19 protein-coding genes, 1 tRNA gene and 2 CRISPR repeat arrays are annotated in these 20,952 nt (G+C 72.6%); of the genes, 13 read left to right on the top strand and 7 right to left on the bottom strand.

Annotated elements, in window-relative coordinates:
- Nucleotides 1-5 precede the first annotated feature (5 nt).
- The 4 genes from O4U47_RS02845 to O4U47_RS02860 form a co-directional block, all read right to left on the bottom strand.
- Nucleotides 6-1,286 carry a sugar ABC transporter substrate-binding protein gene (locus tag O4U47_RS02845; RefSeq protein WP_270675917.1) on the bottom strand — a complete coding sequence of 427 codons (1,281 nt, stop codon included), beginning with the start codon at nucleotides 1,284-1,286 and terminating at the stop codon, nucleotides 6-8.
- Between the two features lie 104 nt (nucleotides 1,287-1,390).
- Nucleotides 1,391-2,404, bottom strand: a complete 1,014-nt coding sequence (locus O4U47_RS02850) for a LacI family DNA-binding transcriptional regulator (RefSeq protein ID WP_270675919.1) — start codon at nucleotides 2,402-2,404, stop codon at nucleotides 1,391-1,393.
- A gap of 248 nt (nucleotides 2,405-2,652) precedes the next feature.
- Nucleotides 2,653-3,765 carry a methyltransferase domain-containing protein gene (locus O4U47_RS02855; RefSeq protein ID WP_270675921.1) on the bottom strand — a complete coding sequence of 371 codons (1,113 nt, stop codon included), beginning with the start codon at nucleotides 3,763-3,765 and terminating at the stop codon, nucleotides 2,653-2,655.
- Between the two features lie 47 nt (nucleotides 3,766-3,812).
- Nucleotides 3,813-4,172, bottom strand: coding sequence for an MmcQ/YjbR family DNA-binding protein (locus O4U47_RS02860; protein ID WP_270675923.1), 360 nt, complete (start codon nucleotides 4,170-4,172; stop codon nucleotides 3,813-3,815).
- Nucleotides 4,173-4,400: 228 nt separating this feature from the next.
- Between O4U47_RS02860 and O4U47_RS02865 the strand changes: the two genes are divergently transcribed.
- Nucleotides 4,401-4,700: a DUF6342 family protein gene (locus O4U47_RS02865; protein ID WP_270675925.1), complete on the top strand. Its 300-nt coding sequence runs from the start codon at nucleotides 4,401-4,403 to the stop codon at nucleotides 4,698-4,700.
- 72 nt (nucleotides 4,701-4,772) lie between these two features.
- On the opposite strand, the gene O4U47_RS02870 is transcribed toward O4U47_RS02865, so the two are convergent.
- Nucleotides 4,773-5,027: a PLD nuclease N-terminal domain-containing protein gene (locus O4U47_RS02870; protein ID WP_270675927.1), complete on the bottom strand. Its 255-nt coding sequence runs from the start codon at nucleotides 5,025-5,027 to the stop codon at nucleotides 4,773-4,775.
- Nucleotides 5,028-5,198: 171 nt separating this feature from the next.
- Entirely contained in the window at nucleotides 5,199-5,888 is a 690-nt protein-coding gene (locus O4U47_RS02875) for a nitroreductase (RefSeq protein WP_270675929.1), read from the bottom strand.
- 99 nt (nucleotides 5,889-5,987) lie between these two features.
- Here O4U47_RS02875 and O4U47_RS02880 point away from each other — a divergent pair, with 99 nt between their 5' ends.
- From O4U47_RS02880 to O4U47_RS02935, 12 genes are all read left to right on the top strand, one after another.
- Nucleotides 5,988-6,581 carry a TetR/AcrR family transcriptional regulator gene (locus O4U47_RS02880; protein ID WP_270675931.1) on the top strand — a complete coding sequence of 198 codons (594 nt, stop codon included), beginning with the start codon at nucleotides 5,988-5,990 and terminating at the stop codon, nucleotides 6,579-6,581.
- Nucleotides 6,582-6,793: 212 nt separating this feature from the next.
- Nucleotides 6,794-7,549, top strand: a complete 756-nt coding sequence (locus O4U47_RS02885) for a dienelactone hydrolase family protein (RefSeq protein WP_270675933.1) — start codon at nucleotides 6,794-6,796, stop codon at nucleotides 7,547-7,549.
- Between the two features lie 253 nt (nucleotides 7,550-7,802).
- Nucleotides 7,803-9,356: a CRISPR direct-repeat array (repeat unit 29 nt; unit sequence CTGCTCCCCGCGCACGCGGGGCTGTTCCC).
- A 108-nt stretch (nucleotides 9,357-9,464) separates the two neighbouring features.
- On the top strand, nucleotides 9,465-12,362 hold the full coding sequence (gene cas3 / locus O4U47_RS02890) for a CRISPR-associated helicase Cas3' (protein WP_270675935.1): 2,898 nt from the start codon (nucleotides 9,465-9,467) through the stop codon (nucleotides 12,360-12,362).
- Complete coding sequence (gene casA, locus O4U47_RS02895) at nucleotides 12,352-14,013, top strand: type I-E CRISPR-associated protein Cse1/CasA (protein ID WP_270675937.1); 1,662 nt, start codon at nucleotides 12,352-12,354, stop codon at nucleotides 14,011-14,013. Before cas3 ends, casA begins: the two co-directional genes overlap by 11 nt.
- A 2-nt stretch (nucleotides 14,014-14,015) precedes the next feature.
- Nucleotides 14,016-14,765: a type I-E CRISPR-associated protein Cse2/CasB gene (gene casB, locus O4U47_RS02900; protein WP_270675939.1), complete on the top strand. Its 750-nt coding sequence runs from the start codon at nucleotides 14,016-14,018 to the stop codon at nucleotides 14,763-14,765.
- Nucleotides 14,762-15,937, top strand: a complete 1,176-nt coding sequence (cas7e, locus tag O4U47_RS02905) for a type I-E CRISPR-associated protein Cas7/Cse4/CasC (RefSeq protein ID WP_270675941.1) — start codon at nucleotides 14,762-14,764, stop codon at nucleotides 15,935-15,937. The genes casB and cas7e overlap by 4 nt, the downstream gene beginning before the upstream one ends.
- Complete coding sequence (gene cas5e / locus O4U47_RS02910; protein ID WP_270675942.1) at nucleotides 15,934-16,659, top strand: type I-E CRISPR-associated protein Cas5/CasD; 726 nt, start codon at nucleotides 15,934-15,936, stop codon at nucleotides 16,657-16,659. The genes cas7e and cas5e overlap by 4 nt, the downstream gene beginning before the upstream one ends.
- Nucleotides 16,659-17,357, top strand: coding sequence for a type I-E CRISPR-associated protein Cas6/Cse3/CasE (cas6e, locus tag O4U47_RS02915; RefSeq protein WP_270675943.1), 699 nt, complete (start codon nucleotides 16,659-16,661; stop codon nucleotides 17,355-17,357). The genes cas5e and cas6e overlap by 1 nt, the downstream gene beginning before the upstream one ends.
- Before the next feature lies 1 nt (nucleotide 17,358).
- Nucleotides 17,359-18,303: a type I-E CRISPR-associated endonuclease Cas1e gene (gene cas1e / locus O4U47_RS02920; RefSeq protein ID WP_270675944.1), complete on the top strand. Its 945-nt coding sequence runs from the start codon at nucleotides 17,359-17,361 to the stop codon at nucleotides 18,301-18,303.
- Nucleotides 18,300-18,659: a type I-E CRISPR-associated endoribonuclease Cas2e gene (gene cas2e, locus O4U47_RS02925; RefSeq protein ID WP_270675945.1), complete on the top strand. Its 360-nt coding sequence runs from the start codon at nucleotides 18,300-18,302 to the stop codon at nucleotides 18,657-18,659. Before cas1e ends, cas2e begins: the two co-directional genes overlap by 4 nt.
- A 54-nt stretch (nucleotides 18,660-18,713) precedes the next feature.
- Nucleotides 18,714-18,986: direct repeats of the CRISPR family, unit length 29 nt; unit sequence CTGCTCCCCGCGCACGCGGGGCTGTTCCC.
- A gap of 79 nt (nucleotides 18,987-19,065) precedes the next feature.
- Nucleotides 19,066-19,138: transfer RNA gene (locus O4U47_RS02930), tRNA-Lys, on the top strand.
- 147 nt (nucleotides 19,139-19,285) lie between these two features.
- A complete protein-coding gene (locus O4U47_RS02935; protein ID WP_270675946.1) occupies nucleotides 19,286-19,546 on the top strand; it encodes a PspC domain-containing protein in 261 nt (86 codons plus the stop codon).
- A 43-nt stretch (nucleotides 19,547-19,589) separates the two neighbouring features.
- Here the strand turns inward: O4U47_RS02935 and O4U47_RS02940 are convergent, their stop codons facing one another.
- Nucleotides 19,590-20,873, bottom strand: coding sequence for an MFS transporter (locus tag O4U47_RS02940; RefSeq protein WP_270675947.1), 1,284 nt, complete (start codon nucleotides 20,871-20,873; stop codon nucleotides 19,590-19,592).
- Between the last annotated feature and the right edge of the window lie 79 nt (nucleotides 20,874-20,952).

Raw genomic sequence — 20,952 nt, forward strand, 5'->3', positions numbered from 1 at the left:
CCTCCCTAGGACGCGGGAACGGACTCCTGCGCCTGGGAGAGCGCCTCCTCAGGCTCCGCGTCGCCCGCGAGCACCGACTGGATCGCGTCGGCCAGGGCGGAGGACACCTCGGGGTAGTCCGCGCCGAGTTCGGCGGTGCGGGAGCGCGCGCTGGGCACGGACTCGACGAACGGCGCCATGCCGGGGTCGTCCTCGGCGAGCTGCCGGGCCAGCTCCTCCTTGCCGGGCACGTAGGCGTTGAGCTCGGCCCACTCGGTCATGTTCCCGTCCTCGACCAGGCACTGCAGCACCTCGACGGCCTTGGCCTCGCGCTCCTCGCCGTTGCGCGCCACGGCCCACACCTCGCCGCCCATGGGCGGCGCGGGCTCGGTCCCGGCCTCGGGCACGGGCAGCGGCACCACGCCGTACTCCACGTCCTCCTCGGCGAGCACCGGGAGCTGCCAGGAGCCGTTGACCATCATCGCCGCCCTGCCGCCGACGAACTGGTCCTTGACGTCGGCCTGCGTCCAGTTGACGGCCGACTGCGAGACCGAGCCGTCCTCGACCAGGTCCGACCACAGCTGTAGGGCCTCCACCGCCTCAGGGGAGTCCACCTGCGTGAGCTCGGCGCCGTTGGACCAGAAGAAGGGCTCGAACGTCCAAGTGCCCTCCTCGTGGCCGATGGCCGAGAACGCCAGTCCGTTGGTGTCGCCCGAGGTGAGCTCCTCGGCGGCGGAGCGCAGGTCGTCCCAGGTCTCGGGCGGTTCGACGCCCGCGTCCTCCAGCTTCGCGGTGTCGTAGAACAGCGCCAGCCCGTTCACGCCGGTCGCGATGCCGTAGAGCGTGTCGTCGTGGGTTCCGGCCTCCAGCACCGAGGGGTAGAAGCCGTCGGTGGACACGCCCGCCTCCTCCAGCGGCACCAGTGCCCCGGAGGCGGCCACCTGCGGCAGGTCGGGGTTGTCGATGAGCATCAGGTCCGGCAGGTCCTGCTGGGAGGCGCCCTGCAGCAGGCGCGGCATGAGCTGCTCGCGCGGCAGCTCCTCGCGCTCGACGGTGACGCCGGCCTGCTCGGCGCAGGCCTTGAGCATCTGTCCGGTCGCCGAGTTCTGCGGTTCGGCGATGTTGTAGTCCAGCGAGGTCAGGACCGAGGCGTCGCCCTCGTCGGAGGAGGGGGAGCAGGCGGTGGCGAGCAGGCCCGCGGCGAGCAGCGCACAGGCGGGGCGCGCCGCGGGGCGCGCGGGCACCGGGCGGGGTGTCAGGGGGCGGGTCACGTGGGCCTCCAGGGAGTCGAATCGCTTCGATGGCATCGGTTCGGAATGCGCTCTCCAGGGCGCGGGCGGTCCGGCGCGGGCGGTTCGGCGCAGGGGACGGGGCGGAGGGCGGTCTCGGGACGGGGCTCGGGGCGGTCGGGTCAGGCGCGGCGCGGCGGCGGCGCGGTGCTGGAACGGTCCACGAGGGTCGGCGCGAGCAGGGTGACGCCCGCGGGGGTGCCGTCGTCCAGGCCGCGGACGGCCAGCTCGACGGCGCGTTCGGCCAGCTCCTCGACGGGCAGGCCGACCGAGGAGAGGGCGGGGGCGACGGCCGCGGCGACGTCGTCGGCGCCGATGGCCACCACGGACAGGTCGCCGGGCACCGACCGGCCCGCCGCGCGCAGCGCGGCGACCAGCGGCTCGGCGGCGGCCTCGTTCTGCACCACGAGGCCGGTCGTCCCCGGGTGGTCGCGCAGCAGGTCCGCGGCGGCCCGCTCGGCGGCGGCGCGGGTCGGCTCGCACGGCAGCACCGCGGGCTCCGGGACGCCCAGCTCGCGGGCGGCCTCCCGGAACCCGGCCAGGGTGCGCTCGGCGAAGCCGGTGCGGCGCTCGTAGACGGCCGGGGGCTCGCCGACGAAGGCCAGCCTCCCGTGGCCCAGGCCGGCCAGGTGCTGCACGCACAGCCGCCCGGCCTCGGTGAAGTCCAGGTCGACGCAGGCCAGGCCGTCGGTGTCGGCGGGCACCCCGATGAGCACCGCGGGCAGGCCCAGCTCGCGCAGCACGGGGATGCGGGCGTCGTCGATCTCCACGTCCATCACGATGATCGCGTCGACCATGGAGGACCCGGCGACCCGGCGCAGCCCGTCGGCACCCTCGGCCTGGGTGAGGAGCAGGACGTCGTGGTCGTGGTCGCGGGCGCCGGTCACCACCGACACGGCGAACCGCATGGCGACGGGGACGTGCACGTCCGAGCGGAGCGGCACGACCAGGGCGAGGGTGTTGGAGCGGCTGCTGGCCAGCGCGCGGGCGCCGGCGTGCGGCCGGTAGCCCAGGACCCGGATGCTCTCCTGGACCCGGCGGCGGGTGTCCTCGGAGATGGAGCGCTTGCCGCTGAGGACGTAGGAGACGGTGCTGGGGGAGACCCCGGCGTGCCGGGCGACGTCGGCGATGGACACGGGCACCCCCTTCACCTCCCCGAGGTGGGCCCTCCGACGGTGCCGGACCGGCGTTGTCGAAGCGCTTCGATTGCGGAGATGCTAACCCCGGCGCCGCACGCGCGCAATGGGGGTTCAGCGCTCCAGAGTCACCACTGAGGGGTGCGTGCCGAACAGGCTGACCGTGAACGCGTCGCGGACGCGCAGGTTGTCGAAGCGCTTCGATTGCGGAGATGCTAACCCCGGCGCCGCACGCGCGCAATGGGGGTTCAGCGCTCCAGAGTCACCACTGAGGGGTGCGTGCCGAACAGGCTGACCGTGAACGCGTCGCGGACGCGCAGGCCGACCGACGCGGCGAGGGGCAGGTGCGCGTCGGGGTCGTGCAGGAGCAGCACGGCCCGGCCGCCGTCGCGCCTGAGGACCCGCTGGACCTCCCCGAAGTACCGCTTGGGGCGCCGCGCCAGGGAGCCGTGCGGCTCCACCTGGAGGCCCCAGGGAGGGTTGCCCACGACGCGGTCGGCGGCCCCGTCGGCGAGGGGCAGGCGCCCGGCGTCGGCGCGGGCGTAGGCGATCGGGGCGCCCTTCTCGGCCTCCGGGGCCTCTGCGGGGTCCTCCGCCGCCTCGGCGGAGTTCGCCGCGGCCCCGCGGAGGGCGTCGGGGTCGGCGTCGGTGCCGAGCAGGCGCAGCCCGGGGGCGAGGTGCCGGGCCTCGATGAGGAGGGTGCCGGTGCCGCAGGTCGGGTCGAGCACGCGCGCGCCGGGGGCGAGGCCGGACACGCCGGCGAGCCGGGCCATCGCCGCGGCGAGCGGCGGGTGCAGCGTCCCGGGCACCGACTCCCGCTTGTAGGCGCGGCGGTGCATCGGCCGACCGGTCAGCCGGACGGCCAGGGCGGCCTCTGGGCCTTCGAGCGTCACCCGGACGGGGAACGGCTCGCCGCCCTCGGGGGGGCGCCCCTCCCGCCGCGAGCGGTAGGGCAGGCCCAGCGCGTCGGCGGCCTCCCGGCCCACGGCCTCCTCGATGTCGTAGCGGTTGAAGTTGCGCTTGCCGAGGAAGGAGGCGACCACGTCGATCCGCGTCGCGGAGGACGGGCCGCCGCAGCGGCCGCGCAGGCCCAGCAGGTCGCGCCAGGGGGCGGCGCGCGCGGGCCCGGTGAAGCGGCCGAGCTCGGCCTTGGTGTGGCCGACGCCGTCCAGCGCGGCGGCGAGCAGGAACACGTCGTCCACGGTGCGCAGGTCGAGCAGGCGGGGGCCGGGGTCCTCGGAGGAGAACCAGACCTCGCGGTGGCGCAGCCGCTCAACGGTGCCCAGGCCGCGTTCCTCGATCTCCCGGGCGGAGACCTCTTCGAGCCCGCGCAGTGTCCGCGCCATCAGTCTCGCGCCCAAGGTCCGCGTTTCCTCCCCGCCGTCGTGCAACCGTCCAAGCGTACTGCTCAGTGCTCGACCAGGTCCTCTGGCGAGGGGAGGTCCTCCAACAGCTCGTCGGGCGCGGAGAGGCGCCACGCCTCTAGGACGAGCTCGCTCAGCTCGTCCAGGTCGATCTTGTCGAGGTGGACGACGACCCAGCCGAAGCCCCCGGCGGTGAACTGGACCTCGAACACCTCGGGCCGCTCGGCCACGAGGGCGAGCTGCTCGGAGAGCGTCTGCTTGAGCCCGACGGTCCGCGTGCGGGGCCAGAGGTACCCGAAGTTCTTCCCGCGGACCGTGAAGTTGGTCCACTGGGCGGTCTCCTTGTGCACCACATCGGGCAGCGCGTCCAGGAGCCGGAGGAAGCGTGTCATCTCAACACTCATGGAGTCGAGGTAACCACAGGGGGCCGACCGTTCGGCCCGCGCCGCCGGGTCCCGTACCAGGCCGGGCGGGGACGGTCCAGATCCCGTTTGTCGTGGATGAAGGCCTTAATGGCTTATAGGTCGATTCAAGCGGCTCATATAGATTTCTGAGCGTTTCACCGGTTCGGACGGGGCGGGGCACCGCGCCGCCGGGCCGGGTCCCTCACAAGAACGCGATGGGGAGGCGTCATGGCGGAAGTCGACCTCGGGCTGGCGACGGACTGGACGGGCGGCGACACCCACGGCCGCATCAAGCTGGAGCCGAACCGCGTCTACCCGGGTTCGCCCAAGAAGGACGTGGTCGTCAGCTCGCCGGTGAGCATCGAGCTGTCGGTGAACACCAACCAGTCCACCTCCCAGGAGGCGGACAAGATCTACTTCACGACCTACCACGGCTCGACGAAGAAGGTCATCGGGGTGCTCGACTCCGACGGCAACCTGCACATCGCCGGCCGCCTGGTCACCGAGCAGAAGGACCTGGGGTACTAGCTCCGCGGTGCCCTCCTGTCGGCCGCCGGCACCGCCGGCGGCCGATCCGCGTCCGGCGCCGCGGCGCCGGCCTCACCGGGCCGTGGCGGCCGCGCTCCGCCGGCCGATGAGGAACCAGCACAGGGCGCCGAGGAACGGCGCGCAGATGATGAAGACGGCCCACACCAGCTTCATTCCGACGTCGAGCCGCGAGGTCAGGCTGCCGAGGAACGCGGCGACGATGAAGACGAAGTAGGCCAGCACCGCGGCCCCGGCGACCAGGAACAGGGCGATGCCCCCGTACTGGGCGAAGAGGTCGGCCATCGGGGCGGCTTCGAGGGCGGGCATCGCGGGGAGTCCAATCCGTTGGGTTTCGACGTCCCCTTCACGGTAGGAACCCGATCCCGGCCGTTTCCTCGGCCGGATGACCGGTCTTCCGCTAGATCGGAAGTCGGTGGTGGCACCGGACGGCCATCCCATCGTCGGCCCCGGAGGCGTCCGTTCGTCGCGCCCGGCGGCTCAGGAATGGAAGGCCGTGGTCGCCCCCAGGCCGGCCCGCCCGGTCACGACCCGGTTCACCGGCGCGCTCTCGTCGGCGTATCCGAAAGAGACGCCCACCAGCAGCCTTCCCCCGGTGACGCCGAGCTCCTCCCTGACGGTGTCGGCGTAGAAGCTGAGCAGGCCCTGCGGGCAGCTGTCCACACCATAGGCGGCCATGGCCAGGAGCAGCGTCTGCATGTAGGCGCCGACGTCGGCGGCCAGTCGCGGCCCGCCGTCGCCGGTGACGAACAGGAACGCGGCGTGCGGTGCGCCGTAGAAGCGCAGGCTCTCCGCGTCGTAGGCGGCGCGTGCGGCATGGTCGTCGGCGCCGATGCCCAGCGCACCGTACAACCCGGCGCCGAAGGCCGCCCGCCGTTCGTGGTGGACGGGCGCGTACATGTCCTCGGAGTACGGGAAGTCGATCGAGGTGCGCTGCTCGGCGTGGGCGGCCTGGAGGGCGTGCGCCAGGCGTTCGCGCCTCGCTCCGCCGACCACCTCCACCCGCCACGGCTGCGCGTTGGAGTTGGACGGGGCGCTTCCGGCGAGGGAGAAGACCGCGCGCACGGTCTCCTCGGGCACGGGGTCGGGGCGGAACGCGCGTGTGGCGTGGCGGCCGCGGATCAGCTTCTCGGCGTAGTCGCTCAGTTCGGTGAAGGCCGGTTCGCTCATGGGTCTCTCCTCAGGACTTAAGTAAACGTATCCGTTTACTTCAGAGGGGACTATAGCCGTCTTCCCCGCCTGAAGTAAACGGGTGCGTACACTTGCCGCATGAGCACCGTGACGACGGCGCCCCGACGGCAGGGGCGCGGAGGACGCGAGCGCATCCTGGCCGCTGCCGCCCGGCTGTTCGCGGCCCAGGGCATCAACGCCACCGGCATGGAGCAGGTCGCCGAAGAGGCGCCGGTGTCCAAGCGCACCCTGTACGCGCACTTCCGGACCAAGGGCGACCTGGTCATCGCCCACTTGCAGGGACTCGCCGCGTCGGGGCGCACCCTGGAGGGCGTGCTGACCCGCGAGGACGTCCCGGCCAGAGAGCGCATCCTCGCCCTTTTCGTGCTGCCCGCCGACGACACGGCCCCGGTGCGCGGCTGCCCGTTCATCGACGCCGCCGCCGAATTCCCCGATCCGCGGAGCGAGGTCCACGCCTACGCCCGCGAACGGAAACTGCTGATGGTGCGCCTGGTGACCGACCTGGTGACAGAGCTGGGCTGCCGCGAGCCCGCCGCGCTCGCCGAGCAGCTCGTGACACTCGCGGACGGCGCAGCCAGCCGCGCGATGGTGCTGGACGCCCCGGACTACGGCCGCCACGCCCGCGCGGCGGCGGAGGTCCTGCTGGACAACGCCCTCCCGTGTACGGATTAGGGCGCGGACGGCAGCGCGAGGAGCAGCGCGTGGAGGGTGCTCGAGAAGGCGTGCGGCACTGCACCGGCCCTGGGAATCGGTGCGGTGTCGGCCCGTGCTGATGTTGGCTGTGCCGGCCCTGGCCGTCCTGCGCGGCGGGTTCGCGAGGTCCCGGGCGAGGTCGTAACGTCCTCGGCGAAGGGCCGACCCACCCTGAGGCTAGGAAACACACCATGACCGACGTACAGGGAACGACCGTCGACATCCCCGCCCCCGACGGCACGGCGGACGCCTACTTCGCCCTCCCCGGCGATGGGGGTGTCCGGCCGGCGGTGCTCCTCTACATGGACGCGTTCGGCGTGCGCCCCCAGGTGCGCGCCATGGCCGACCGCATCGCCGGGGCGGGGTACGCGGTGCTGGCGCCCAACGTCTTCTACCGCCACGGCCGCGCCCCGGTGGTGGAGCTCCCCGGGATGATCACCAACGGCGACCGCGACGCGCTGTTCACGAAGATCTTCCCGATGATGGGCGACCTCACCGCCAAGGCGGTGGCCGCCGACGCGGGCGCGTACCTGTCCTGGCTGCGGGACCGTCCCGAGACCGACGGGCGCCCCGTCGGCACGGTCGGCTACTGCATGGGCGCCCGCCTGGCCCTGATCACCGCGGGGAGCCACCCGGCGAAGGTCGCCGCCGCCGCGGGCTTCCACGGAGCCGGACTCGCGACCGAGGACCCGGACAGCCCGCACCGGCTCGCGGACGGGATCACGGGCGAGCTGTACTTCGGCCACGCCGACGGCGACCCGGCCAACCCGCCCGAGCAGCAGGAGCGCCTCACCCGGGAGCTGGCCACGGCCGGGGTGCGCCACACGGCCGAGGTGTACACGGGCGCCGAGCACGGTTTCACGATGGCCGACACCGAGGCCTACGCCCCTGAGGCGACGGAACGCCACTGGAAGGCATTGCTGGACCTGTTCGCCCGCAACCTCTGAAGGAGGGCACGGAACCAGCCGAGCGGTTCCATGTGTGGGCCCCAGGGGATCGACCCCTGAACCCGTGGATGAGAAGACCGCTTCGACGATCGGTCGGTGGAGAGGCTATCGGGGGAGACGTTTGTGAAAGGCGAGATGATGAGCGAGCACCACCGTGGGGAATCCGGCCGGGGCCAAAGCGAGGTGTGCGTGGGGGAGAGCAAAGTTGTCGAAAACAAGAGATTGCTTGGGTAGTCGCCCCAGGTCACCGAGCCTGCTCCCCGCGCACGCGGGGCTGTTCCCGCCCCCGGCGTCGTCGGCGTCGTGGTGCGCACCTGCTCCCCGCGCACGCGGGGCTGTTCCCCACGTCGCCGGCGAGCTCAAGAAGCTCCTCGACTGCTCCCCGCGCACGCGGGGCTGTTCCCTTGGCGCCCTCCTCGCCCCCGTCCTCCTCCTTCTGCTCCCCGCGCACGCGGGGCTGTTCCCGCGTGCTGGCCGTCCATCCCGGCCGAAGACCACTGCTCCCCGCGCACGCGGGGCTGTTCCCCCGCTGTCGTGGATCGAGGCCGCCGTCGACCCCTGCTCCCCGCGCACGCGGGGCTGTTCCCGAGGCGGTGACGGCGTGATGGGCCGCCACATCCTGCTCCCCGCGCACGCGGGGCTGTTCCCAGGTTCGCCCGGGACAGGGCGACGATGGCGTTCTGCTCCCCGCGCACGCGGGGCTGTTCCCCGGTAGTCCCGCTCGGGGATGAGCCAGTACCCCTGCTCCCCGCGCACGCGGGGCTGTTCCCACACCGTCGGCGACCTCCACCGCCACGTCCAGCTGCTCCCCGCGCACGCGGGGCTGTTCCCGCTGGGGGGTCGAAGGCGGCATTCAGAGAGCCTGCTCCCCGCGCACGCGGGGCTGTTCCCGAGTCGGTGCTCACCGCCGGGTTCACCGGCGACTGCTCCCCGCGCACGCGGGGCTGTTCCCCCGCCGCCACGACGGCGAAGAGCTGAGCTTCACTGCTCCCCGCGCACGCGGGGCTGTTCCCTCCAGCTCCAGGGCGAAGGACTTGCTCAGGTCCTGCTCCCCGCGCACGCGGGGCTGTTCCCGTCGGCGGGCTTGGTCTCGACGACGCCGCCGGCTGCTCCCCGCGCACGCGGGGCTGTTCCCGCTCGGGCCCAACGAGGGCGCGATCGGGTGGCCTGCTCCCCGCGCACGCGGGGCTGTTCCCACCGCAGCCCTCGCCGCGATCACGCGCGCCCTCTGCTCCCCGCGCACGCGGGGCTGTTCCCTCGCGCTTGGTGCGCCTGCGGCCGGGGATGTCCTGCTCCCCGCGCACGCGGGGCTGTTCCCGACCGCAACGCGATCCGCCGCTGCTCCACCGACTGCTCCCCGCGCACGCGGGGCTGTTCCCCGCCTGAACCGGTCGCGGCGGTCGGCCACCTCCTGCTCCCCGCGCACGCGGGGCTGTTCCCCCAAACCTCAGAACGGAGAGCACCACATGTGCCTGCTCCCCGCGCACGCGGGGCTGTTCCCCCCATCACCGCGCTTAAGTGGCGCAAGGGCTCCTGCCTCCCCGCGCACGCGGGGCTGTTCCCTCAACAGTGTGTGAGCTGCGAAAAAGCGTCCGCTGCTCCCCGCGCACGCGGGGCTGTTCCCAGCCGCACCGACTGCCGCACGAGGGCGTTGGGCTGCTCCCCGCGCACGCGGGGCTGTTCCCGACCTGGGGTGCCGATCAACGGCCCAACCCTGCTGCTCCCCGCGCACGCGGGGCTGTTCCCTTCGCGACCCGCAGCCTGATCTCGGAGGCGAGCTGCTCCCCGCGCACGCGGGGCTACTACGCCGATGCCATCGGGATGCCTCTCCGTGACGGGCTTGCGAGAGTGGCCGGATACGGACAGTCAGGACAACTGCGGCTTGTGGTGTGCCCCGGTGCGCTTGAATCTCCCCATGCCCTACGAGGAGTACGCTCACGACCTAAGCGCTCCCCTGAGCGCTGCAGCACGGGCGGTGTGGGCCAAGCACGACTGGGACTCCGGCGGCTGGCTGCCACTGTGGCGGCACATGGGCGACAGCGCGGGAACGGCGGCCTACCTCTGGGACGAGTGGCTCCCACCCCAGGTGCGCGCCCGCATCAGTGAGGCCCTGCCCGGTGGTGAGGCCGACGGGCGGCGGCTGGCGGTCTGGCTCGCGATGGTGCACGACATCGGCAAGGCCACCCCGGCGTTCGCCTGCCAGGTCGAAGGGCTGGCCGAGGCCATGCGCTCGCACGGCCTGAAGATGCCTTCGGTCGCGCAGATGGGCAAAGACCGTTCACTCGCCCCCCACGGGATGGCCGGGCAACTCCTCCTCGTGGCCTGGCTCCAGGAGAACGGGTGGCCCAAGCGGGCCGCTCAGCAGTTCGGGGCTGTCGTCGGCGGCCACCACGGCGTGCCTCCCAGCGACGCAGACCTCCAAGACGCCCTGGCCCACCCGGAACTGCTGTTCGGGCCGACGGGCACCGACACGTGGCAGCGGGTCCAGCGCGAGCTCCTCGACACGGCCGCATCCGCCTGCCAGATTCGCGAACACCTGGACGCCTGGTCGTCGGTGAAACTGCCGCAGCCGCCCCAGGTGCTGTTCAGCGCGCTGGTGATCGTCAGTGACTGGATCGCCTCCAACGCCGCCCTGTTCCCCTACTTCCAGCAGGCGGGCTCCGCTGCCGACGGACGCGTCTCCCGTGCCCTGCAGCGGCTTGGCCTGAGGGGGCGCTGGCGCCCCCAGCGTCCGCAGGGCAGTGCCCAGGAGGTGTTCGCCGCGCGCTTCTCCTGGGACGAGGGCACTCGGGTCCGGCCGGTCCAGGAGGCCGCGCTCGCTGCCGCGCGGGGCATGGACGAGCCGGGCATGCTCGTCATCGAAGCGCCGATGGGGGAGGGCAAGACCGAGGCCGCTCTGGTGGCCGCCGAGGACCTGGCCGCGGTGTCCGGAGCGGGCGGCTGCTTCGTCGCGCTCCCGACCATGGCGACCAGCAACGCCATGTTCTCGCGCCTGGCCGACTGGGCCGGCTCGCTGCAGGGCCTCGACGGTTCGGCGTCGGTGTTCCTGGCGCACTCGAAGGCGGCCCTCAACGACGACTACGCCGGCCTGCCGTTCGCCGGGGTGGAATCCGCCGACAACATCGAACGCGACGCCGCCGAGGGACCAGGCGGCGGACTGGCCGCCCACTGGTGGCTGCGGGGCCGCAAGAAGGGGATGCTCTCGGACTTCGCGGCCGGGACGATCGATCAGCTCCTCTTCGCGGGCCTGAAGAGCCGCCACCTGGCGCTGCGGCACCTGGCCGTGGCGGGCAAGGTCGTGGTGGTCGACGAGGCGCACGCCTACGACACCTACATGAACACCTACCTGGACACCGTCCTGTCCTGGTTGGGTGCCTACCGGGTCCCGGTGGTGGTCCTGTCGGCGACGCTTCCGGCGCGCCGCCGCAGGGAGCTGGCCGAGGCCTACTGCCAGGCCCGGCGCGGTTCGGCCGAGTTCGATGCGGTCGAGAAGGCGCAGGGGTATCCGCTCCTGACCAGTGCCGTGCCCGGGAAGGCGCCGCGTGTGGAGGCCGTGGAGGCTTCGGGGCGCAGGACCGAGGTCCGGATCGAACTCCTCGACGATGACCTGGACGTCCTGGCCCGTCGGCTTGAGAGCGAGCTGGCCGGGGGCGGCTGCGCGCTGGTCGTGTGCAACACCGTCAGGCGGGTCCATGCCGCCGCCCGGGTGCTGCGTGACCGGTTCGCCGGAACGGACGTCGGGGTCACCGTCGCGCACGCGCGCTTCGCCGACCTGGACCGGGCGGACAAGGACCGGGAGTTGCTGGCGGTCTTCGGGCCGCCGGCCAAGGTCGCCGAACTCGGCGGACGGCGCCCCGAACACCCCCGCATCGTGGTCGCCAGCCAGGTGGCCGAGCAGTCCCTGGACATCGACTTCGACCTGCTGGTCACCGATCTGGCCCCTGTCGACCTGATGCTGCAGCGCATGGGCCGCCTGCACCGCCACCTGCGCGGTGAGGGCCAGTGCGAGCGCCCCGAGAGGCTGCGCACGGCCCGCTGCCTGATCACCGGAGCCGCCTGGGCGAAGCAGCCGCCCGAGCCGGATTCGGGGTCGCAGTTCGTCTACCGCCCCTCCCCCTTGCTGCGTGCGGCCGCGGCGCTCGATCCCCTCCTCCAGGCCGGCGACGGCCAAGGCTCCGCTGGCGGGTCGGTGGTCCTGCCCGACGACATCGACCGCCTGGTCCAGGGCGCCTACGGACCTGATCCGATCGGTCCCCCCGAGTGGCAAGAAGAGCTGGAACAGGCGCGGGAGTCGCACGAGGTCGAGCAGGCGGCCAAGGCCGAGGAGGCACGCGCGTTCCTGCTCGGCGCGCCCGCACGGGCGGGGCGCTCGCTCATCGGGTGGGTCCAGGCCGGGGTCGGGGACGCCGACGACAGCCCGCGGGGCCGGGCGCAGGTGCGCGACGCGGGGGAGAGCCTGGAGGTGCTGCTGTTGCGGCGGCGTGCGGACGGCGTGCTCACGACCCTTCCCGGCCTGGGGGAGGGCAGGGGCGGCATCGAGCTTCCCACCGACTTCGCCCCGTCCGAGGAGGCCGGGCGCATCGCCGCCGCCAGCGCGGTGCGCCTGCCCTTCCCGCTGGTCGCCCCCTGGGTGATCGACCGGGTCATCGGGGAGCTGGAGCAGAACCTCTTCCCGGCCTGGCAGGACAAGGACGCCCACTGGGTGGCCGGAGAGCTCCTTCTCATCCTCGACGAGGACTGTCGGACCCGGTTGGCAGGCTTCGACGTGCACTACTCCCACGAGGACGGTCTCGAGGTGGCCGATGCCCACTGACGGCGGCGCAACAGGCTTCGACCTGACCGAGCGCCCCTGGATCCCGGTGCGCAGGCGCGACGGCAGCGAAGCCGAGCTGACCTTGACCGAGGTCTTCGAGGGCGCCGACAGCGGCCCGAACGGCATCCGCCGCATCGTGGGCGACCTTCCCACCCAGGAATTCGCCCTGCTGCGCCTGCTGCTGGCCGTCCTGCACGACGCCCTCGACGGGCCCGCCGGCGTGGGGGAGTGGCAGGAGCTGTGGGAGGCCAAGGAGCTACCCGTCCAGCAGATCCGCGACTACCTCGGCCGACACCGCGACCGATTCGACCTGCTGCACCCCAAGGCCCCCTTCATGCAGGTCGCCGACCTGCACACGGCCAAGAACGAGTTCTTTCCCCTGGACCGGATCGTCGCCGACGTGCCCAACGGGGCCCCGTTCTTCACCATGCGGGCCCGCGGCGCCCGGCGGCTGGGATTCGCCGAAGCGGCGCGCTGGCTCGTGCACGCCCACGCCTACGACCCCTCCGGTATCAAGTCCGGAGCCGTGGGAGACGCGCGGGTGAAGAACGGCAAGGGCTATCCCCAGGGCGTCGGGTGGGCCGGGAACCTCGGCGGGGTCTTCCTGGAAGGCCGGGACCTGCGCGAGACGCTGCTGCTCAACCTCATCGCCTTCGACTCCGACATCCGCACCGACGACCAGGACCGCCCGGCGTGGGCCCTCCCGCCCACCGGGGCGGCGGCACTGCGCGGCGCCGAGCAGGTCTACCGCCCCTACGGCCTGCGCGACCTGTACACCTGGCAGGGCCGCCGCATCCGCCTCTTCGCCGACGACGACGGGGTCCACGGGGTCCTGCTGTGCTACGGCGACCCGCTGGACGCGCCCAACCAGCACCACCGCGAACCGATGACCGCCTGGCGGCGCAGCCCGGCCCAGGAGAAGAAGCTGGGAAAGAACCAGGTCTATATGCCTGCCGAGCACGACCCGGCCCGAAGCGCCTGGCGGGGCCTGGAATCGCTGCTGCAGGGCCGGGCCGGGCGCCAGCGGGGCGAGGCCGCCGAGCGCCTGCGCCCCGGCGTCGTGGAATGGGCCGCCCACCTGGCCAACGACGGGGCGCTCTCCGAGGACCATCCCGTGTCCGTGCGCACCGTAGGGGCCAAGTACGGGACCCAGCAGTCGGTCATCGACGAGGTGACCGACGACAGGGTCAACCTGCGCATCACCCTGCTGGCCCGCCGCTCCGCGCAGCTGCGTCAGGCCGCCATCGACGCCGCTGCGGACGCCGATCAGGCGGTCTTCGCCCTGGGGAACCTGGCCACCGGTATCGCCCGTGCGGCGGGCCTGGACACCGAGGCCCCGCGCGCGCAGGCCCGGGACCGGGGCTTCGGCGAACTCGACCACCTGTTCCGGGTGTGGCTGGCGGGGCTGGCCTCCGATTCCTCTCCACAGGAGGAGCGGCGGAAATGGCAGCGCCAGGTGCGCCGAGCCATCGCCTCGGTCGGCCGCGAACTGGTCGACGCGGCCGGGGAGCGGGCGTGGAGCGGCCGGATCATCGAGACCGACAAGGGCGATGAGCTGTGGCTGACCGCCGGGCGTGCCGAGCGGCGGTTCCACTACGAGCTCGCCACGGCCCTGCCCCTGACCCAGGAACCCGACGAGCCCGGAGACTGATCGTGGAGCCCACGACCGAGACGACAGAACCAGCAGGAGGAGGCGTACCAGGGGCCGCGGAGCGGAAGGAGCTCACCGGCTTCGGCCAGGCCGTCCACGGCCAACTCCTATGGCTCCAGCGGGGCTATGTGAGCGACCCCGACGACCCGATGGCCGTGCAGGTACTCGCCGGGCTGCGCCCCGGCGCGGGCCGCCTCCCCGAGGACCTCCCCCGGCTCCTGGGGTACGACTACGGCCTGCACGAGGTGTGGCTCGACGACGACATTCCCATCCGCGCCGCGCACATCGCGCTGAGCCTGTACGCCGTGCACCAGCAGTCCCTTCGCAGCGCGGACCTGCGGATGTACAAGTGGGCCGCCCCTAAGCCGGAGGGGCGCCCCACTGTCCGCCACAACCTTGGGTGGGCCGTGCGTGCGCTCATGGACCAGGCGCCCTCCGAGCCTGAGCCCGACGCCGGTGCCGACGGCCGGCAGCGGAAGGCAGGACCGGTCTCGATCCATGACCCGGTGCGCCAGCGCTTCGTCCAGGCGGGCAAGGCCACCAGCGCCAGGACCATGGCCGACCGCCTTCGCGGCCTCGTGGATCTGCTCCACCGTCACCGGGTCCCCCTGGACTACGCGCTCCTGGCCGAGCACATCCACAAGGCCCAGCAGCCCGGCGGTATCGCCGAGGTCCGCCGCGCATGGAACTTCGGGTTCAACTCCTACCGGGCACCCCGCACCACCGACGACACCGACAAGGACGCCTCGTGAGCCGAACCATCCTGGACGTGCACATTCTGCAGACCGTCCCGCCGAGCAACATCAACCGCGACGACACCGGCTCGCCCAAAGGGGCGGTCTACGGCGGTGTTCGCCGCGCAAGGGTCTCCAGCCAGGCATGGAAGCGCGCCACACGGGAGGCGTTCAACGGGGTCCTGCCCCCTGAGGAGCTGGGCACACGCACCAAGCGCGTCGCCGAACTGGTCGCCGGGCGCATCGTGGAACTCGACGAGAGCATCGCCCAGGAGGAGGCCCTGGAGCTGGCCGCCGCGACGGTGACCGCGGCCACCGTATCCAAGGTCGAGAAGCCCAAGCGCCGCAAGGGCGAGGAGGAGGACCGGGCCCCTGAATCCTCCTACCTGATGTTCCTCAGCGCGCGTCAGCGCGATGGCCTCGCCGAGCTGGCCGTGCAGGGGCGCGCCGACATCAAGGCCTTCCTCAAGGACGCGGAGAACAAGAAGCGCGCCAAGCAGATCGCCAACACCGGCCATTCGGTCGACATCGCCCTGTTCGGCCGCATGGTCGCCGACTCCTCCGACATCAACGTCGATGCCTCGGCCCAGGTCGCCCACGCCATCAGCGTGCACGCCGCCGAGATCGAGGCCGACTACTACACCGCCGTCGACGACCGCCGCGAGGACGACGAGCCCGGCGCGGGAATGATCGGCACCGTCGAATTCAATGCCGCAACGCTCTACCGCTACGCCGCGGTCGACGTCGACCGGCTCGCCGCCAACCTCGGGGCCGGGATCCAGGAGGGCCGACCCGCCGCCGAACCGGTGCGCCGCGCGGTCGAGGCGTTCGTCCGCTGCTTCGTGGAGTCCATGCCCACCGGCAAGTCCAACACCTTCGCCAACCACAGCCTGCCGTCCGCTGTCATCGTCAAGCTGCGCGACGCGCGCCCGATCAGCTTCGCCGGCGCGTTCGAGGACCCCGTCCCCCAGGACACCCCCGACGGGCAGGTCGGCCACGCCTGCGCCAAGCTCACCGAGCACATCGCCGAGATCGAGCGCGTCTACGGGGTGGCCGACGCCACGACCTGGCTCCTTCGCGTCGGAGAGGCCACCAAGCCCCTTGAGGCGCTGGGCACGGCATCCACGCTGGACCAGATGGTGGACGAGGTCGGACAGGCGGTGGCCGCCCGCATGGAGAACCCGGCATGAGCGTGCTCCTGCTGCAGCTCGCCGGTCCACTGCAGTCATGGGGTGCCGCGTCCCGCTTCGCCCGCCGCTCGACCGAGAACGCCCCCACCAAGAGCGGGCTTGTCGGTCTGCTCGCCGCCGCCCAGGGCCGCGAGCGCAGCGACGACGTCAGCGACCTGGCCGCCCTGCGCTTCGGGGTGCGCGTCGACCAGCCGGGTGTGCGGCTGCGCGACTTCCAGACCGCCCACCACGGCGACACCGGCGAGGCCATGCCGGTCTCCGACCGCTTCTACCTGGCCGACGCGGTCTTCCTCGCCGCGTTCGAAGGCGACCGGGCCCTGGTCGAGGAGCTGCACCAAACCCTTCGGGCACCGGTCTACCTGCCCTACCTGGGCCGCAGGTCGTGCCCCCCGGCACGCCCCATCCCCCAGGGCGCCGTCGAGGAGGACCTGGAGTCGGCCCTGGAGGCGCACCCGTGGCTGGCGGGCGAGTGGTACCAGCGTAAGCGCAAGAGGGAAGCGGAGGTGGAGCTGGGCGTGTGGACCGACGTGCGCAAAGGGCACACCGCCGACCACGAACAGCGCGACGTGCCCCTCAGCTTCGACCAGGACCACCGCCGCTACTCGATGCGCGGCGTGGAGTACACGACGGTTACCGTGCCCAACCCCCAGGCCACGCAGGCCGCGCCGCTCCAGGCCGCCCCCCTTGTCCACGAGCCCATGGACGCGTTGGGAGACGAGTGATGTTCCTGTCCAGGGTCCGACTGAACCCCGCCCGCGCCGGGGCACGCAAGCTCCTGCTCTCCCCCCGCGCGATGCACGGGGCGGTCACGGCCGCCTTCGTCGATGGGGTGCCCGAGCCCGGAGGAGGGCCGCGGGTGCTGTGGAGGCTCGACCACAACGCCCGCAACGAGGTCTACTGCTACATCGTCAGCCCGGACCGCCCCGACCTGACCCACGTGGTGGAGCAGGCCGGGTGGCCCACCACGCAGACCTGGGAGACCCGCGACTACACGCCCCTGCTGTCCCGGCTCCAGACCGGGCAGAAGTGGGCGTTCGGCCTGACGGCCAACCCGGTGCACAGCATCCGCCGCAAGGACGGCGAGCCGACCAAGGTCACCGCGCACCGCACGCCCAGGCACCAGCTGTCCTGGCTGCTGCAGCGCCAGGAGGCCAACGGCTTCGAGATCGTCGCCAAACCCCAAGAGCAGCAGAGGGGGCCGGACGACGCCTACGAGGTGATCGTGCACGACCGGCACGCCCGCCGGTTCGGCAAGGTCGAACCGGACGGGAAGCAGAACCGGGTCCCGCTGGTCACAGCGACCTTCGACGGGCGCCTGAAGGTCACCGACCCCGAGGCGCTGCGCCGGATGCTCGTCATAGGCCTGGGGCGGGCCAAGGCCTACGGGTGCGGGCTGATGACGCTGGCTCCGGCGGACTGACGTGAGCGGTATCGGAGCGCGCAAGGCCCTGACCCCGAGGGAGCTGACGCGGGTGGGGGAGCGCCTGTCCTTCGTCTACCTGGAGCGGTGCACCGTCCACCGGGAGGACAACGCCATCACCGCCGAGGACGCCGAAGGCACCCGCTTCATCCCGGCGGCCACCATCGGCACCCTGCTGCTGGGGCCGGGGACCCGCGTCACGCACAAGGCGATGAGCCTGCTGGGGGAGTGCGGCGCCGGGGTGGTGTGGGTGGGCGAGCACGGGGTGCGCTACTACGCCGGCGGCCGGGCCCTGTCGCGCTCGGCGGCACTGGCCGAGGCCCAGGCCCGGGTGTGGGCGAACCGGCGCACCCGCCTGGAGGTGGCCCGCGCCATGTACCGCATGCGCTTCCCCGACGAGGACCCGGCGAAGGCCACCCGTCGTCAGCTGCTGGGCATGGAGGGCGACCGCCTCAAGATCTTCTACCGGGAGGAGTCGGCCCGGACGGGGGTGCCCTGGCACGGCCGCAAGTACACCCCGGGCGACTTCGACTCCGGCGATCCGCCGAACCAGGGGATCACCTCGGCCGCCCAGTGCATGTACGGGGTGGCCCACGCGGTGGTGGCCGCGCTGGGCTGCTCTCCTGCGCTGGGGTTCGTCCACTCCGGGCACGAGCTGTCGTTCGTGCTGGACGTCGCCGACCTGTACAAGACCGACGTGGGCATCCCGGCGGCCTTCGACGCCGCCGCTGAGGGGCCCATCGATGTGGGCGGACGCACCCGGCGCCTGCTACGTGAGCGGATCAATGACACCGGCCTTCTGGACCGCTGTGTCAAGGACATCAAGAGCCTGCTGCTTGCCGAGGGTGGGGACGCCGAGGTCGAGGATGCCGCGGACCAGGTCAACCTCCAGGGCGACGGCGAAGCGGAGTTCGAGTCGGGGATCAACCACGGGGTGATCTGGTGACGGTGATCGTGCTGACCACCTGCCCGGCGGGGCTGCGGGGGTTCTTGACGCGGTGGCTGATGGAGATCTCGGCCGGGGTGTTCATCGGCAACCCCTCGGCGCGGATCCGAGAGGTCCTGTGGGACGAGGTGCGGGCGTATGCGGGGGCCGGGCGGGCGCTGCTGGCCTACAGCACCGACAACGAGCAGGGGTTCACCTTCGAGACCTTCGACCATAAGTGGCGGCCGGTGGACCACGAGGGTTTGACCCTGCTCATGCGTCCGCACTGGCAGGAGCGGGAGCAAGGCTCTCAGCCGCAGCCGCCTTCCAAGGGCTGGAGCAAGGCATCCAAGCGCCGCCGGTTCGGAGGCCGGTGAGGCGAAGTGGTACGACACGCCGTTGTGCGCTTGTGAAAGCGCAGGTCACCGAGTCTGCTCCCCGCGCACGCGGGGCTGTTCCCCACAAGGCCATGAAGCTCTTGGCACCTTTCAGCTGCTCCCCGCGCACGCGGGGCTGTTCCCACGGCCTCGCGGACGTGCGCCGGGATCGGCGTCTGCTCCCCGCGCACGCGGGGCTGTTCCCACGCTCGGTGGTACCGCGTGGCCAAGCGTGGGCTGCTCCCCGCGCACGCGGGGCTGTTCCCGACACGGTCGGCACGTTCGTGTCGCTCGACGCCTGCTCCCCGCGCACGCGGGGCTGTGCCCTTGTGCTCGGCTGTGCATCCACATCAGCGCTCCGGTAAAGTGACCTCCGGAGTAGTGCGCCCGCAGAGGGCCACGCTCGGGGCCATTAGCTCAACTGGCAGAGCAGCGGACTTTTAATCCGCGGGTTCAGGGTTCGATCCCCTGGTGGCCCACCCACAGAAGTGCGGGTCGGATATCCCTCTGGTGCTGATCAGGGTAGGTGGGCTCCGCCTCGGCTCAGCGGCTCAGGGGTCGGGGTCAGGGGACGGCCAGGGGACTACCTGATGTGCTCCGGCCCTCTCAGCGGGCAGGCTGGAAGCATGGACAACGACTTCGGGAAGAAGCGCCTCCGGCGGAGTACCGACCAGCGCATGCTGACGGGCGTCTGCGGGGGCATCGGCCAGTTCGTCGGGATCGACGCCAACATCGTCCGCCTCGCGTTCGCGGTGTTCACGCTCCTGGGCGGCAGCGGGATCCTGCTCTACATCATCGCCTGGATCATCATCCCGGAGGAGGGCACCGACACCTCCGTCCTGGAGCACATCATCCGCAACTTCCAAGGCAAGCAGTCGAACCTGTGACCCCGCGCCGCGCGGGGGCACGGGCGGTCGGGGGAGGCGGCCCTCAGGCGGTGGGCTCGGGGGCGCGCATCAGGGTGGTCGTCTCCCGTGACAGCCGTCCCCAGGGTGCGGCCAGGGCCAGCGCCCCCGCCACGCCCAGCAGGCCCGCGCCGGTGATCACGGTGTTCATGTCGGCCACCTCCACCAGCAGGCTCGCCACCGCGATGCCCACGCCCTGGGCCGCCTGCAGCCCCGCCGCGACCAGGCCGAACGCCAGCCCGCGGCCCTCGTCGGGGACGCACAGCACGAACGCGGCGTTGGCCACCAGCTGGTAGGCGGCCAGCGCCCCGGAGGCCACCAGGAGCGCCGCCATCAGCCACAGCGGCGGGTCGGCCCACCAGGCCAGCAGCGGCAGCGACCCGCCCACCGCCAGCGGCCCGATCAGCCGGACGCGGGTGCGCGGGCCGATCAGCCGGGTCAGCACGAACCCGCCGACCAGCGCCCCCAGCGACGGCGCCGCCATCAGCAGCCCCGCGGCCCCGGGGCCCGCCCCGGCCGCGTCGGCCAGCGGCCCCGCCAGCCCGTAGGGGACCATGTAGAACCCCGCCAGCCAGGCGAACAGCGCCAGCGTGCGCAGCCGCGGGTCGCCGAAGACCAGCCGCGCCCCGTCCCGGGTCGTGCGCCACAGCCCCGGCCCCGGCCGGCCGGGCGCCGCCACCGGGGCCGGGCGCGCCCGCACCCCCAGCCGGATGAGCAGCGCGGACAGCAGGAAGGTGCCGGCGTTGACCATCACCGCCGCGTTCGGCCCCACCGTGGCCACCACCCAGCCGCCCGCGATCAGCCCCGCCAGGGTGCCCACGTGCGAGGTGAGGTTGATGATCGCCGAGGCGGCCACGAACCGTTCGCCCTGCAGCACCTCGGCCATCAGCGCGGCCCGCGCGGCGCCGAACGGCACCATCGGCAGGATCGAGCAGAACAGCAGCCCCCAGATCGCCCACAGCGGCAGCCCTGGCAGCCCGATGCCGAACACCAGGCCCGCCCGGGCCAGGTCGGCGGCGAGCATCACGCGGCGGCGCGGCAGCAGGTCGGACAGCCCCGACAGCAGCGGCCCGGCCAGCACCTGCGGGATGAAGGTCAGGGCGATGGTGACGCCCGCGGCCAGGGGGGAGGCGGTCTGCTGGTAGACCAGCAGCACGACGGAGATGCTGAGCAGGTAGCCGCCCGCCATGGACAGGGCGTGGGCGAGCCACAGGGTGCGGAACTCGGGGACTCTGACGACCTCGGCGTAGGCGCTCTTCCACTCGGACGGCCCGTCGGGCCGGTCGCGGCCCGTGCGCGGATCACCCACCGGCGACTCCCTCGTGGTGCGCAGTGTGCGTCACTCTCGGTCGCTATTCGATGACCTACAGTCCCTGATGTGGGCCGGA

Origin of the sequence: Nocardiopsis suaedae, assembly GCF_027706745.1 — a bacterium.
Taxonomy (GTDB): Bacteria; Actinomycetota; Actinomycetes; order Streptosporangiales; family Streptosporangiaceae; genus Nocardiopsis_A; species Nocardiopsis_A suaedae.